Below are 15,139 nucleotides of genomic sequence, written 5' to 3' on the forward strand. Positions count from 1 at the left end.
TTTATATGTTTTTCGTTAATATCTTGATAATAAGATTTTCAGGAAAAAAACTCTTTCCTATAACTTTTAAGACAGTATAAGTAGGTATTGCTAAAATCATTCCTACAATCCCAAATAATACTCCAGAGATTATGATTACTAAAAATATTTCTAGAGGATGTGATTTTGTACTTTTAGAAAAAATTATTGGTTGATTAATGTTATTATCTATTAATTGAACAATAAACATACCTATAAGAACATATATTGTAGTAGGTATAGCATCATTAATAAAATCACCACTTATACCGCTAATAAGAATTAAAATTGCTGCAGCAAACATACCAATTAATGGACCTACATAGGGAATGATATTTAAAATGGCACATAAAAGTGCGATTGTAAAAGCATTTGAAACTCCAAAAATGATAAAAACAAGTCCGTTTAGAATAAAAATGATTAATAATTGAAGTAATAAACCAATAAAATATCTTGATAATAAATGTGTAATTTTATCTATGGAAGTTAAAACTTGATTTTTTTGATTTTTTGGAAGAATAGTTTTAAAAGTATCAAAAAAACGAGCTCTATCTTTCAATAAGAAAAAAGAAATAAAAAAGACAGATGCAACTCCCATACCAACATTTCCAAGTGTATTAATAAAGCTGTTGAAGAACTCGGGAATTAACTTAAAATTTAAAGATGATGTAATGTTTGTAGATTCTATAATTTTTAGAACGTCTATATTATAATTAGCTAAATATACAGTTAAGTTGTTAATTACATCTTCATAGTTTTTTTTCTAAAGAATTAATATTCAATAATGATAAGTTCTCTCCTTGATCAATAATTAACGGAACAAACATTAAGAAAAAGCCAGTAATTAATGCTAAAAATAAAAATAATGTGGTAATAACTGCGAGTGTGTTTTTAAACTTTAATTTGTTTTTTAGAAATAGGACTATTGGATTTGCAATTAGGGTAAAAACAATTGAAATAATAACATAAATTAAAACGGCAGAAATCTTATAAATTAAAAAACAAGTTAATAATATTACGAATATTATTGCAATAGTTTTTAAAAGCCCCTTAGTTAGTTCGTTTGAATTCATTTTCAAAAATAAGTAAAATATTATAATGAAAGCTGTTTTACAATCTCGTAAAGTGAAATTGACAATGAATTGGCAACATTCATACTGCTGTTTTTCCCAAACATAGCAATATGAGTAGTTATGTTCGCTAGTGCTAATAACTCTTTTGAAACACCATATATTTCGCTTCCTATAATTAAAATAATAGGTTTGTTTGTAATTTCAATCTTATCAATTGGAGTGCTTGAATCTGTAATTTCCAATGCAATAATTTGAAAATCTTTATTTTGAAGTTTACGAATTAGTTCGTTTTTTTCTCTAATAATTTCAAAAGGAATTGTTTTATGTGTATTTCGCGAAGTTTTATTTACTTTTCTTTCAGAAAGTATAAAATGTTCTCCAATAAAAATGATACTTTCAACTCCAAAAGCATCACAAATTCTAAAAATACTTCCTATGTTTTGTTGAAAATAAACTTCATCACAAACAACGGTTATAGGAAACTTTTGCTCTTTAAAATCGGTGTTATAATGATTTAATTGTTCCAATTTTTTATTTTCTAATTATTAAATACGTAATTAATAATATTTGCGCCCATTTTTAGAGCTTTTTCTCTTATTTCAATAGGGTCGTTGTGCACTTCAGTGTCTTCCCAACCGTCGCCTAAATCGCATTGAAAAGTATAAAGTAAAACCAATCGATTATTTACAAAAATTCCAAATGCTTGCGGACGTAGATTGTCGTGTTCGTGAATTTTTGGTAATCCGTTTGGAAAATTATAAGGTTTTTGAAAAATTTCGTGCGATATTGGAATTTCCTTTAATTCTTCGTTTGGAAAGACTTTTTTTATCTCTTTTCGAATGTATTCATCCATTCCATAATTATCGTCAATATGCAAAAAACCACCAGAATTCAAGTAATTTTTCAAGTTTTGGACATCATTTGGACTAAAAACAACGTTTCCATGACCTGTCATGTGAACAAATGGATAAGAGAAAATTTCAGCACTTCCTACTTCAACAGTTGCAATTTTAGTACTAATTTTAGTATTGATGTTTTGATTGCAAAACTTAACCAAATTAGGTAATGAAGTTGGATTTGCATACCAATCTCCGCCGCCAGAATATTTTACAACAGCGATATCCTGTGCAAACAAAAACGTGTGTACAAAAAGTAAAGTTATAAAAAGATAAAATTTATTCTTCATTTATGAGAGCAGTTGTATGACATGCCACTAATGCAGCGGTTTCTGTTCGTAATCTTGTAGTTCCTAAAGTTACCGGTTTGTACTTATTTTGAATAGCTAAGTTAATTTCTTTTGTTGAAAAATCGCCTTCCGGACCAATTAAAATAAGAATATCTTGTTTTGGTTGAATTTCATTTTTAAACGATTTTCTTTCTGTTTCTTCGCAATGAGCTATGAATTTATGAGCAGAAAACTCTTTTTTAATAAATTCTGAATACGAAATAGGTTCGTTAAGTATTGGAATATAAAAATGTAAAGATTGTTTCATTGCGGCTTGAATAATTTTCTCACCACGATCTTTTTTATATACTTTTCGTTCAGAATGATCGCAAATAATAGGTGTAATTTCGTTGATGCCAATTTCGGTAGCTTTTTCTAAAAACCATTCAATTCTATCATTATTTTTTGTTGGCGCAACAGCAATATGTAAATTGTAATTATTGGGTTCAAAAAACTGAGTTTCTTTAATTTGAACTTCACATTTTCTTTCAGAAGCAATGGTAATTTCAGATATAAAAAGAAATCCTAATCCATTGGTAATATGAATGTTATTACCTTCTTTTTTTCGTAAAACCTTAATAATATGTTTGCTTTCTTCTTTATCGAAAGTAAAAATAGTATCGTTTTGTTTTAATTCAGAATTATAAAATAGTTGCATAATAATTAAAATTCAATTCGTGCTTTTGAAACTACATTTGCTTCGCTAAAATTTTGTTCAAGATAATTATAATAGCCTACAATTCCTATCATTGCAGCGTTGTCAGTTGTGTATTCAAATTTTGGAATATGTGTTTTCCAACCGTATTTATTTTCTGCTTCTTTCAATGTTTTTCTTATACCAGAATTAGCTGAAACTCCACCGCCAATTGCAATTCTATTAATTCCCGTTTCCTCAACAGCTTTTGTTAATTTATCCATTAAAATATTGATAATTGTATGTTGAATAGAAGCACAAATATCATTTCTATTTTCTTCAATAAAATTTGGGTTTTCTTTAACTTGTTTTTGAACAAAATATAAAATTTGAGTTTTTAATCCGCTAAAGCTAAAATTCAAACCGTCTACTTTTGGTTTAGTAAAGGGAAAAGCTTTTGGATTTCCTTCATTTGCATATTTATCAATTAATGGTCCTCCTGGATAAGGAAGTCCAAGTATCTTTGCGCTTTTATCAAAAGCTTCACCCACAGCATCATCAGTAGTTTCTCCAATAATTTTCATATCAAAAAAACTATTCACTTGAACAATTTGAGTATGTCCGCCACTTATGGTTAATGCTAAAAATGGAAATTCTGGTTTATCATAACCTTCTTCGTCAATAAAATGGGCTAAAATATGGGCTTTCATGTGGTTAATTGCAATTAGTGGAATTTCTAATGCCATGCTCATAGATTTTGCAAAAGAACCACCAACAAGCAACGAACCCATTAATCCTGGACCTTGAGTAAAAGCAATACAATTTAATTGTTCTTTAGTAATGCCTGCTTTTTTTAAAGCAACATCAACCACTGGGACAATATTTTGCTGATGTGCTCTTGAAGCAAGTTCTGGAACTACACCCCCATATTGTTCATGAATAGGTTGACCTGCAACAACATTTGAGAGCACTTTATCGTTTAATAAAACCGCTGCAGATGTATCATCGCAAGAACTTTCAATGGCTAAAGTGTAAATTTTATTGTTATTCATATAAAAAGGCACGAAATTTGACTTAAAAGTTATTTAGTATCGTACAAAAAACCTTATTTTTGTTCAATTACCAAAGCACAAATTTAAAATAAAATAGAGTATCAAAAAATTTAAAAAAATATTCCTCCGAATTATTGTCGGAATTTTAATTTTACTACTTCTTCTGAGTATCGTTTTGTCGTTGCCATTTGTGCAAACTTATTTTGGTAAATATGCTACAAATGAATTAAATAAAGCATATGGAACAGATATAACTATTAAAAATTTAACAATTACCCCATTTGGTACTGTTAAATTAGGAAATATTCTTGTTAGAGATCATCATAAAGATACTCTTTTTTATATTGATAGGTTAAATAGTTCAATTTTAGATTTTAAGAAACTTTATGATAGTGGTCATCCTTACTTAGGCGATGTTGTTCTTGATGGTTTAGATTGTAAGTTAACTCAGTATAAAGGTGAAAAAGACACCAATTTAGATCGATTTATTGATGCTTTTGATGATGGTTCACCTTCTTCTGGTAGATTTAGAATGAAAGCTTCTTCAATGACTATTTTTAGAAGTAGATTTAGGTACACGGATAATAATTTAGAAACTCCTAAAATAATTGATTTTAGTCAGTTAAATGGTTTAATTGAAGACTTTTATATTAAAGGGCCAAATGTTTATACGAACATTAATAAACTTTCATTTAAAGATTACAGAGGTCTTTTTGTTGAAAACTTAAAATCGAAATTTACTTATACAAAATCTAACATATTATTAGAAAACCTAAATGCTACAACTCAAGAATCTGAAATGATTGGTAGAGTTGAGTTAAAATATAAGAGAGAAGATTTTTCTGACTTTAATAATAAAGTTGTTTTTGACGCTGAATTTGATAAAGCCATAATTGCTTCAAACGATTTAAATTATTTTTATAATGAATTTGGTAAGGACAATAAGTTTTTTATTGACACACATCTTTTAGGTACCTTAAATAATTTTACAACTCATAATTTAAAATTAACAGATAAATATCATTCAGAAATTACCGGAAACGTTACGTTTAAATATCTTTTTGATAAGACACAATCGTTTTACATTAAAGGAAATTTTGACAATTTATCATCAAGTTATGAGAAGTTAAATCACATTTTACCTCGAATTTTAGGCGATAACTTACCTTCTAACTTAATAAAACTTGGAAACATTGACTTAAACGGAAATGTTGAGCTTACAAGTACATATATAAATTCGAAAGTATATTTAACTTCTTTTCTGGGAGCCATTGATGCAGATTTATCGCTTCAAAATATTGATAATATTGACAATGCTTCTTATCAAGGACATATTGAATTAGAGAATTTTAATGTTGGAAATTTCTTAAATCAAAACGATTTAGGTGCTGCGACTTTACAAGTTGATGTTGATGGAAAAGGATTCAACACAAAATATTTAAACACTAAAATTAAAGGAAAAATAGATAAATTGTACTATAACAAATACAATTATTCAAATATTGAAGTGGATGGAACTATGAAAATGCCTTATTTTAAAGGATATTTAAATAGTAATGATCCAAATTTACGTTTAGATTTTAACGGATTAGTCGATTTAAGTTCGAAAGTTAAAAACTACAATTTTAAAACTCAAATTGATTATATTGATTTAGCTGCATTACATTTTTCAACAATTGACACCATATCAATATTTAAAGGGAATGTAACTTTAGATGCAAAAGGAAATACTTTTGATGATTTGGAAGGTGTTTTAAATGTAAATGGCGCTTCTTATTTAAATACAAAAGAACATTATGTTTTTGATGAATTTCAACTAACATCAAGCTTTGATAATGATAAGGTAAGAACAATTACTGTTAATTCGCCAGATATAATTACAGGAAAAGTAGTTGGTAAATATAAAATTGATGAAGTTAAAAAGATACTAGAAAATGCTGTTGGTAGTTTATATGCAAACTATACTCCAAATGAACTAAAATCGGGTCAATACTTAGATTTTGAATTTTCAATTTACAATAAAATTATTGATATATTTATTCCAGATGTTTCAATTTCCGAAAACACAAAGTTTAAAGGTAAAATTAATGCTGATGAAGGAAAGTTTGAATTTGATTTCAATGCTCCAGAAGTTATTGCTTTTGAAAATTATTTTAATAATATAAAAATCGATATAGATAATAAGAATCCTTTATACAACACTTATATAGAAATGGATTCTATTAGAAATAAGAATTATAAAATTGCCGATTTCAGCCTTATTAATGTAACAATGAATGACACATTATTTGTAAGAACTGAGTTTAAAGGTGGAAAAAAAAGCGATGATAAATTTGATTTAAACCTTTATCATACTATTGACGAAAATAAAAATTCGGTTGTAGGTTTCAAAAAATCAGAACTTAATTTCAAAGATTATATTTGGTTTATAAATGAAAATGAAGAAAAAGAAAACAAAATTGTTTTTGATAAAAAATTATCCAATTTTGATTTCCGAAACTTTACTTTGTCACATAATAACCAAAAAATGAACTTTTATGGAAAGCTAAAAGATTCAACTTACAAAGATTTTAATTTAACATTTAAAGATATTGATATCAATAAAATTACGCCTTCTGTTGATAGTTTAAAGTTTGATGGAAACTTAAACGGAATGATTAAATATGTACAAAACAACACAATATATAAACCAGAATCTCAGCTTACAATTGATAATTTACAAATAAACAATATTGCTTTAGGAAATTTAGATTTTAACATTAAAGGAAATAAAGATTTTAATAAGTTTTTTATTGATTCAAAATTAAAGCAAGATGAAGATGAACGTTTTACTTTACAAGGTGATTTAAATTATTTTGAAAAAGAAACGGAACTTAATTTAGAAGCTGGATTTGATAAGTTTGACATAAGTGCTTTCGGACCTTTACTAAGTTCAATTTTATCTGATGTGAGAGGAAATGCAACCGGTAAAGCTACAATAGGTGGTTCTTTAATTGATCCTGAAATAGATGGTCGTTTATATTTAAATAATTCAGGAGTTAAAGTTCCTTATTTAAATGTAAATTATGACTTTGAAAAAAATGCAATTATAGATGTTACTGAACATCAATTTATTTTTAGAAATATTGAAATTACTGATACTAAGCATAAAACAAAAGGTGTTTTACATGGTAATGTAAGACATGATGTTTTTGCCGATTGGGAAATAGATTTAGAAATTAAATCAAATAATTTACTAGCCTTAGATACTAAAGATAGTGAAGATGCTTATTATTTTGGTACTGCATTTATGAATGGTTTTGCATCGGTAAAAGGACCAACAAATGCTCTTGTTATTAAAGTTAATGGTGCTTCAGAAAAAGGAACCGAAATAAAAATCCCAGTGAGCGATTCAGAGTCAATGGGAGATAATTCTTTTTTAAATTTTGTAAAAGCAAAAGATAAATACAGTTTAAAAGGAGAAAAAGCAATTGAAAAGAATAAATATCAAGGAATAGAACTAGAACTAGATTTTGATGTAGATACAAATGCTAATATTGAAATTATTTTAGATAGAGATTCAGGACATTCAATGAACGGAAGTGGCTATGGCTCAATGCATATTGAAATTAACACTTTAGGTAAATTCCTCATGTACGGAGATTTTATTGTTGAAGAAGGGGAGTATAATTTTAAATATGGAGGTTTAATAGATAAAAAATTTAATGTTAAAAAAGGAGGAACTATTCGCTGGGAAGGTGAACCTTTAGGTGCAAACTTAGATTTAGAAGCGATTTATACTACAGAAGCTAATCCTGCATTATTATTAGAAAGCGCAACTTTTAATAAAAAAGTAATTACAAATGTTTCTATTCTTTTAAATGGAACAATAAGTAATCCAGAACCCGATTTTAATATTGATTTCCCTAATGTAAGTTCGGTTCTAAAGAGCGAAATAGATTATCGATTACAAAATAAAGATACAAGACAAACTCAAGCAATGGCTTTACTTTCAACAGGCTCTTTTATGACTGCCGAAAATGCTGGTAATGTTGCTTATGGTCCTTTGTTTGAACGTGTAAGTGCTATTTTAAGCGATATTTTTGCTGATGAAGATAGTATGCTTAAATTTGGGTTAGATTACAGTCAAGGAGATAGAGTTAATCAAATATCAGACAGAGTAGGTGTTACATTAAACACTCAAATTAATGATAAAATTTCAATTAATGGAAAAGTAGGAGTTCCTGTAGGTGGTGTCTCTCAATCTGTTTTGGTAGGAAATCTTGAAATTCAGATGAAGCTTAACGAAGATGGTACACTTCAAGCTCATGTTTTTAATCGTGAAAATGATTTAAATTATAATATTGGAGGAAATATTGGTTACACACAAGGAATTGGATTAACCTATAGTATAGATTTTGATACATTTGGTGAAATGTTAAAAAAAATATTTAAAAAGAAAGATAAGCAAACTAATTCTGATTCTAATTCTTCAAATCAATCTTCAGACTCTGAACTTTCTCCTGATTATATGAATTGGACACAAGAAACAAGAAAAAAACCTATTCCTGAAGCTGAAAAAGAAAAGGAACCATTAAAAGTTCCTGAGATTGAGTAGTTGTTTTTCATTTCCTTTTTTTAAATTTACATATATAAAATACTATGTCAACAAATATTAATAAAATTGCTGTATTAACTTCTGGAGGAGATTCTCCAGGAATGAATGCTGCAATTCGTGCAGTTGTAAGAACTTGCGCGTATCATAATGTCAATTGTTTAGGAGTCTATAGAGGTTATCAAGGAATGATTGAAGGCGATTTTAAAGAAATGGGACCTCGTTCAGTCAATAATATTATCAATAAAGGTGGAACTATCTTAAAATCTGCCCGATCAAAAGATTTTATGACTGCTGAAGGTAGAAAAAAAGCATACAATCATTTAAAAAAAGCTAATGTTGATGCACTCGTTGTAATTGGTGGTGATGGTTCTTTTACAGGAGCTGAAATTTTTAATAAAGAATTCAATTTCCCAGTAATAGGAATTCCAGGAACTATCGATAATGATATCTTTGGAACAAGCCACACTCTTGGATACGATACTGCCTTAAATACTGTAGTTGATGTTATTGATAAAATTAGGGATACAGCTAGTTCTCATAACCGACTTTTCTTTGTTGAAGTCATGGGAAGAGATGCAGGTCATATTGCCTTAAATACAGGTATTGGAGCAGGTGCAGAAGAGATTCTTATTCCTGAGGAAGATTTAGGTTTAGATCGACTTTTAGAATCATTAAAGCGCAGTAAAGAATCAGGAAAATCATCAAGTATCGTAGTCGTTTCTGAAGGTGATAAAACAGGTAAAAACGTTTTCGAACTAAAAGATTATGTAGAAGAACATATGCCAGAATATGATGTTAGGGTTTCTGTTTTAGGTCATATGCAACGTGGCGGAGCGCCATCATGTTTTGATAGAGTTTTAGCCTCAAGGCTTGGAGTTAAAGCAGTCGAAGCATTATTAGAGGGGAAATCTAACTTTATGGCAGGAATATTAAGCGACAAAATAGTCTTAACTCCTTTAGAACAAGCCATTAAGGGTCATTTCGAAATAGATAAAGAATTAATTAGAGTGTCAGACATAATGTCTACATAATTTCATTGTATAATTGCTAAGATAAACACACAACTAATCAAGCAAATTAACAATTAAAAAAAATTAAAATGTCAAAAATTAAATTAGGAATAAACGGATTTGGAAGAATAGGAAGACTTGTTTTAAGAGAAACTATAAATAGAGATAATATTGAAGTAGTTGCTATCAATGATTTATTAGATGTAGATCATTTAGCTTATTTACTAAAATACGATTCTGTACATGGAAAATTTGCTGGTGAAGTTGAAGTAAAAGAAGGAAAATTATATGTAAATAATAAACATATTAGAGTAACTGCTGAAAAAGATCCAAACAACTTAAAATGGAATGAAGTAGGAACCGATATTGTTGCCGAATGTACAGGAATTTTTACTACTTTAGAAAAAGCACAATATCATATTAATGGTGGTGCAAAAAAAGTAGTTATTTCTGCTCCATCTGCAGATGCTCCTATGTTTGTAATGGGTGTAAATCACGAAAGTGTAAAAGCTACTGATACCATTGTTTCTAATGCTTCTTGTACTACAAATTGTTTGGCACCTTTAGCAAAAGTAATCAATGATAATTTCGGAATTGTGGAAGCTTTAATGACAACTATTCATGCAACAACTGCAACACAATTAACGGTTGACGGACCTTCTAAAAAAGATTTCCGTGGTGGTCGTTCTGCTTTACTAAATATTATTCCAGCTTCAACTGGTGCTGCAAAAGCAGTAGGAAAAGTAATTCCAGAATTGAACGGAAAATTAACAGGAATGGCAATGCGAGTTCCTACAGCTGATGTTTCTGTTGTAGATTTAACGGTTAAAGTGGCAAAAGAAACTACTTATGAAGAAATTATGGCAGTTATTAAGAAAACATCAGAAACTTCAATGAAAGGAATTTTGGGTTATACTGAAGAAGATGTAGTTTCTACTGATTTTAATTCTGACCCAAGAACTTCAATTGTTGATGCAAAAGCAGGAATTGGTTTAAATAGTACTTTTTTCAAAATAGTATCTTGGTATGATAATGAATATGGTTATTCAAGTAAATTAGTAGATTTATCTATTCACGTAGCAAATTTGAAATAAATGATATTATTAGTTGATAGTGGTTCTACAAAAGCGGATTGGACAGCAGTAGACAATAACGGAGGAACTCTTTTTGCTACGGCAACTTTAGGTTTAAATCCGTCAGTATTATCTGGTGATGAAATTATTGAACGTATAAGTACAAATGAATCAATATCAACTAATAAAAAAAATATAGAAAAGGTTTTCTTTTATGGTGCTGGTTGCGGTACCGAAAAAATGAAGATGTATTTAAAAGAATTGCTGCAAAACTATTTTCAAAATGCTGAAATTCAAGTATATGAAGATACTTATGCTGCGGTTTTTGGAACAACTCCAAAAGGAGAAAAGGCGATAGTTTGTATTCTTGGAACAGGTTCTAATTGTAGTTATTTTGATGGAGAAAAATTACATCAAAAAATCACTTCTTTAGGTTATATTGTTATGGATGATTGTAGCGGTAATCGTTTTGGAAGACATATTATTCGTGGTTATTATTTCAATGAAATGCCAATTTATTTGAGAGAAAAACTAGAACAACAATATAATTTAGATGCCGATTTTATTAAAAATAAATTATACAAAGAACCTAATCCAAATGCATTTCTAGCTTCTTTTGCAAAGTTTTTAATAGAACATAAAAATACTTCTTTTTGTAAAAAATATATTAACGAAGAAATTCAATTATTCATTGAACATAATATTTTACAATTTGAAAATGCTAAAGAAGTTCCTATTCACTTTATTGGTTCAATAGCTTATTATTTAAAAGAAGAATTAACCGAAGCATTACATTCTCACGGATTACAAATAGGTAATGTTTATGTAAAACCTATGGAAGGCTTAATTAATTATCATATTTTAAATTCATAAAAAAATGAATAGAAAAATGGAAATCGCAGTAATTGCACACGATGGTAAAAAAGCTGATATGGTGCAGTTTTTGAATAAAAATAAACATATTCTTATTGAAGAAAATATTAAGTTAATTGCAACAGGAACCACTGGAGGAAAGGTAGAATCAGTAGGAATTAAAGTTAAAAAAATGCTTTCAGGTCCGCAAGGTGGCGATGCACAAATTGCAGCTAGAGTAGCAGAGGGCAAAACAAAAATGGTTTTGTTTTTTAAAGATCCAAATTCTAGCCATGCTCACGAACCCGATATTTCTATGCTTATTCGTATTTGTGATGTGCATAATGTTCCATTGGCTACAAACGAGGCTACAGCACAAATGTTAATGAATGCCTTGTTAATGGATTAATTTTAAGTTTTAATATTTACAATAAAAAGGCGATTCTTCTAAATTGAAGAATCGCCTTTTTATTTTTTGTTATATCGACTACTTACAAGCTATCATTGAAATTTCAACGTTTACATTTTTAGGTAAACAAGCCACTTCAACCGTTTCTCTTGCAGGAGCTGTTTTTTCATCAAAATAAGCGCCATAAACAGCATTAATTCTGGCAAAATTATTCATGTCGCTAATAAAGATAGTAGCTTTAAAAACATCGCTAAAATTCATTTCAGCCGCTTCTAAAACTGCTTTCATATTTTCCATTACCATTTTAGTTTCATTTTCTATAGTATCTAAAACTAACTCGTTTGTTTTTGGATCAATAGCAATTTGTCCAGAGGTGTATAATGTATTGTTTACCAAAACCGCTTGGTTATAGGGGCCAATAGGAGCTGGTGCATTTTTGGTGAAAATTATTTTTTTCATGATGTGTATAAATAAGTAGTTAGCTAAATTTTTATTGAAAAACTCTATCTGGTAATTGACGTTTATCCCATTTAATATCACTTAAAACTGAAGAAGTAATTCCTATAAAGAATCCCCAATATGTATTTGTACCATATGGAACCCAATTTAAACTCATTCTCCAACTTTCTAAATCTCGTTCAAAACGTAATTGTGTAAATGTTACTCCTTGTTGTTTAAAGTCATATCCTGAAGAAAATCCAACTTTCCATCTTGGTGCTAATTCAATATTTCCAGACATCATTAACGAATTTGAAGAAATTTCATTTTGCCTGTTACTATTATTATAAGTCACAGAATAAGCTAAACGTAAGTCCCATGGTAATTCTGTATTGTACCATTTGTTTTCTTTTGTTTCACCTTTATTATCTTCATCATTTTTGTCAAATAAGCTTTGTTTACTATTACTTAAGTCTACACCTGTGCCAAATAAATCATCTCCTCTACCGCCATTTTGTTGGGTTTGCTCTGATTTTTTTGTATCATTACTAGAAAAACTATAATTTAATGTCATATTTGCACTAGTCATTCTAAACAAACTACCTCCATTATCGATATTCCAAGTATCTATTCTATTTCCAGAATTGTCAATAGCATAAGGATCTAATGTAGTTGCAAAATTAACATTCATTTTATTTTTAAAGAATTGCGTTCCACCGCTAACTCGCATTGGAGACCAAGCTGTAGAATCAGCATTTATATTATAATCTGCAGAAAAGTTTAAGTTATTCAATAACATTACTTTTTTAGGCATTCCGTTCTTACTTTCTTTATCAGTAACTTTTGCTTCAAATGTATTACTTAAAGAGAATCCTAAAATATTTGAATTACTTTGACTTGGTGATCCAAATATTCCACCTTCAAATCTAGTATATTCTTGATAAGTGTTTCCTGTTGCATCAATTGCATATGTATCGTAATATTTTTCAAAACTTGGAGTATAACCATAAGAAACGTTTGGTCTCATTACATGTCTTATAGCTTGAATTTTTTTCTCTTCTCCAAAATTAAAAGTACCATATATAGTAGTACCAATACTCGAGGTAAAGTTGTATGTTCTAAAAGCATCAAAACCTTTAATGTCATCTGTAATAACTTCGTTATCAGTTGAACTAAAATATTTATTTATGGTATTAAAAGTCCAAACTTCATTATAATTTGCACTAGTAGTAACACTAAAATATTTAAATATTTTAAAATTGGTGCTAATAGGAATTGTATGTTGAAAACCCGATTTTGCATCTCTGAACATTTGAGGTTTGAAGAATAAAGAATCATTTGTACTTATCCTATTTTCTCCTCTCAAATTATATTGAAAGTTAATGTTTTTAATAAAACCTTTTTTTATTCCGTCTTTTGGAGCAAATGGAAATATTCTATCTACACTTGCTTGAAGAGTAGGTAAGGTCATATTTATAATTTCAGTATTTGTATTTTGGTTGTGAGTAGCAGATAATGATAAGTTTACTTGTGGAACAGTTTGAAACGTTTTTTGATATGAAATAGATGAACTCATATTATTGTTCAAACTAGATCCAATATTAGCTAAACTTACTGACTGTCTATAGTATTGACTACTACCTAAGTTAACAGATGCAGAAAACCTAGAATTAGCAGCCGCTTTTGAATCTTGAGCATGTGACCATTGAATGTTATATTGTTTAGATTTAACATAATCATCAAAACCTCTTTCACTTTGTATGTTATTTTCAAATCTAAAGTTTAATCTTCCATTAAACTTATAACGTTTTGCATAACTACTTTCAGCACGAAGTGCGTAACTTCCATTAGTATAATAATCACCTAAAACTGCTAAATCATAATAATCACTTAATGCAAAGTAATAACCAGCATTTTGAAGAAAGTAACCTTGTTTATTAGATTGCCCAGGAGTTGGTAAAATAAAACCAGAAGTGTTCTCTTCTGTCATAGGAAAATATGCAAAAGGTAATCCAATAGGAGTAGGAACATCAGCAATTACAAGATTTGTTAATCCTGCAACAACTTTTTCTTGGGTACAAATTTTACTTTTCTAATTAAAAAATAATATTCAGGATCATCTATGTTTTTTGAAGTGGTGATTCTTGCATTTTTCATAAAATAAACCGAATCATTTTCTCTTTTAGAAATCTCAGCTTTTATGTTTAATTCACCTTGCTTGGTTCTAGAGTTCCAAACCAAAGCTTTCTTAGTTTTAAAGTTAAAACGAATAGAATCAGGTTCAATTATATTATTACCCTGTTTAAAAATAGGATATTGTGTGTAATTTCCTGCACTGTCTTTTATTCGTCCCGCATAAACTTCGCTTTTTTCATAATCTAAAACAATAATTCCAGATTTTAACTCAATGTCGGTATAATAAAGTTCGGCTTGATTATATAAAGTAAGCTGTTTTTTAACCTGATCCATTTTTTCATAATCTAGAGCTTTTCTTTTAACAATACCCTCAAGAATATTTTTTTGTTTTTTTACAGAATCTTTTTCAATAGAAACTTTAGCTTCTTCTGTTCCTATTTTAGTTACGCTAAATGTTTCATTTTTAGGAGTTTCCTGAGAATATGCAGGAATAATTCCAATTATTAGAAAAAATGCGGATAAAACGATATGAAATAACTTTGTGTGCAATGCTAATAATAGTATTTTTGTAAAAATTTGGCTCACTTTTTGAAGTGTCAAACTTACAATATATTTTTTTGCA

12 protein-coding genes and 1 pseudogene are annotated in these 15,139 nt (G+C 28.8%); 5 read left to right on the top strand and 8 right to left on the bottom strand.

Annotated features, from left to right (window positions below; all coding sequences use genetic code 11):
• Position 1: 1 nt before the first annotated feature.
• From OLM55_RS09410 to tsaD, 6 genes are all read right to left on the bottom strand, one after another.
• Complete coding sequence (locus OLM55_RS09410; protein WP_413614311.1) at positions 2 to 616, bottom strand: AI-2E family transporter; 615 nt, start codon at positions 614 to 616, stop codon at positions 2 to 4.
• Between the two features lie 151 nt (positions 617 to 767).
• Entirely contained in the window at positions 768 to 1,091 is a 324-nt protein-coding gene (locus tag OLM55_RS13260; RefSeq protein ID WP_319800092.1) for an AI-2E family transporter, read from the bottom strand.
• A 20-nt stretch (positions 1,092 to 1,111) separates the two neighbouring features.
• A complete protein-coding gene (locus tag OLM55_RS09415) occupies positions 1,112 to 1,618 on the bottom strand; it encodes a TrmH family RNA methyltransferase (protein ID WP_264558648.1) in 507 nt (168 codons plus the stop codon).
• Positions 1,619 to 1,629: 11 nt separating this feature from the next.
• Complete coding sequence (locus OLM55_RS09420; protein ID WP_264558649.1) at positions 1,630 to 2,277, bottom strand: DUF4159 domain-containing protein; 648 nt, start codon at positions 2,275 to 2,277, stop codon at positions 1,630 to 1,632.
• On the bottom strand, positions 2,267 to 2,974 hold the full coding sequence (locus OLM55_RS09425) for a 16S rRNA (uracil(1498)-N(3))-methyltransferase (RefSeq protein WP_264558650.1): 708 nt from the start codon (positions 2,972 to 2,974) through the stop codon (positions 2,267 to 2,269). Before OLM55_RS09425 ends, OLM55_RS09420 begins: the two co-directional genes overlap by 11 nt.
• A gap of 5 nt (positions 2,975 to 2,979) precedes the next feature.
• Positions 2,980 to 4,002, bottom strand: coding sequence for a tRNA (adenosine(37)-N6)-threonylcarbamoyltransferase complex transferase subunit TsaD (gene tsaD, locus OLM55_RS09430; RefSeq protein WP_264558651.1), 1,023 nt, complete (start codon positions 4,000 to 4,002; stop codon positions 2,980 to 2,982).
• Positions 4,003 to 4,192: 190 nt separating this feature from the next.
• Between tsaD and OLM55_RS09435 the strand changes: the two genes are divergently transcribed.
• The 5 genes from OLM55_RS09435 to OLM55_RS09455 all read left to right on the top strand — a co-directional run bounded on the left by OLM55_RS09435 (position 4,193) and on the right by OLM55_RS09455 (position 11,943).
• Positions 4,193 to 8,599, top strand: coding sequence for a translocation/assembly module TamB domain-containing protein (locus OLM55_RS09435; RefSeq protein ID WP_264558652.1), 4,407 nt, complete (start codon positions 4,193 to 4,195; stop codon positions 8,597 to 8,599).
• Positions 8,600 to 8,643: 44 nt separating this feature from the next.
• Positions 8,644 to 9,630, top strand: coding sequence for a 6-phosphofructokinase (gene pfkA, locus OLM55_RS09440; protein WP_264558653.1), 987 nt, complete (start codon positions 8,644 to 8,646; stop codon positions 9,628 to 9,630).
• A 68-nt stretch (positions 9,631 to 9,698) separates the two neighbouring features.
• Positions 9,699 to 10,703, top strand: coding sequence for a type I glyceraldehyde-3-phosphate dehydrogenase (gap, locus tag OLM55_RS09445; RefSeq protein WP_264558654.1), 1,005 nt, complete (start codon positions 9,699 to 9,701; stop codon positions 10,701 to 10,703).
• Positions 10,704 to 11,555: an N-acetylglucosamine kinase gene (locus tag OLM55_RS09450; protein ID WP_264558655.1), complete on the top strand. Its 852-nt coding sequence runs from the start codon at positions 10,704 to 10,706 to the stop codon at positions 11,553 to 11,555.
• A 16-nt stretch (positions 11,556 to 11,571) separates the two neighbouring features.
• Positions 11,572 to 11,943, top strand: coding sequence for a methylglyoxal synthase (locus OLM55_RS09455; protein ID WP_264560617.1), 372 nt, complete (start codon positions 11,572 to 11,574; stop codon positions 11,941 to 11,943).
• A 78-nt stretch (positions 11,944 to 12,021) separates the two neighbouring features.
• Here OLM55_RS09455 and OLM55_RS09460 read toward each other — a convergent pair whose 3' ends face one another.
• Both OLM55_RS09460 and OLM55_RS09465 read right to left on the bottom strand, forming a co-directional pair.
• Positions 12,022 to 12,402, bottom strand: a complete 381-nt coding sequence (locus tag OLM55_RS09460) for a RidA family protein (protein WP_264558656.1) — start codon at positions 12,400 to 12,402, stop codon at positions 12,022 to 12,024.
• A gap of 31 nt (positions 12,403 to 12,433) precedes the next feature.
• Positions 12,434 to 15,117: pseudogene (locus OLM55_RS09465) on the bottom strand (putative LPS assembly protein LptD).
• Positions 15,118 to 15,139 lie beyond the last annotated feature (22 nt).

It is taken from the genome of Flavobacterium sp. N2270 (assembly GCF_025947225.1).
Lineage (GTDB): Bacteria > Bacteroidota > Bacteroidia > Flavobacteriales > Flavobacteriaceae > Flavobacterium.

What these genes read in the sequence shown, in the direction of transcription:
- OLM55_RS13260 (WP_319800092.1), bottom strand. Translation starts at nt 1,091, where the DNA reads ATGAATTCAAACGAACTAACTAAGGGGCTTTTAAAAACTATTGCAATA.
- OLM55_RS09420 (WP_264558649.1), bottom strand. Translation starts at nt 2,277, where the DNA reads ATGAAGAATAAATTTTATCTTTTTATAACTTTACTTTTTGTACACACG.
- pfkA (WP_264558653.1), top strand. Translation starts at nt 8,644, where the DNA reads ATGTCAACAAATATTAATAAAATTGCTGTATTAACTTCTGGAGGAGAT.
- OLM55_RS09425 (WP_264558650.1), bottom strand. Translation starts at nt 2,974, where the DNA reads ATGCAACTATTTTATAATTCTGAATTAAAACAAAACGATACTATTTTT.
- tsaD (WP_264558651.1), bottom strand. Translation starts at nt 4,002, where the DNA reads ATGAATAACAATAAAATTTACACTTTAGCCATTGAAAGTTCTTGCGAT.
- OLM55_RS09455 (WP_264560617.1), top strand. Translation starts at nt 11,572, where the DNA reads ATGGAAATCGCAGTAATTGCACACGATGGTAAAAAAGCTGATATGGTG.
- gap (WP_264558654.1), top strand. Translation starts at nt 9,699, where the DNA reads ATGTCAAAAATTAAATTAGGAATAAACGGATTTGGAAGAATAGGAAGA.
- OLM55_RS09410 (WP_413614311.1), bottom strand. Translation starts at nt 616, where the DNA reads ATGGGAGTTGCATCTGTCTTTTTTATTTCTTTTTTCTTATTGAAAGAT.
- OLM55_RS09460 (WP_264558656.1), bottom strand. Translation starts at nt 12,402, where the DNA reads ATGAAAAAAATAATTTTCACCAAAAATGCACCAGCTCCTATTGGCCCC.
- OLM55_RS09450 (WP_264558655.1), top strand. Translation starts at nt 10,704, where the DNA reads ATGATATTATTAGTTGATAGTGGTTCTACAAAAGCGGATTGGACAGCA.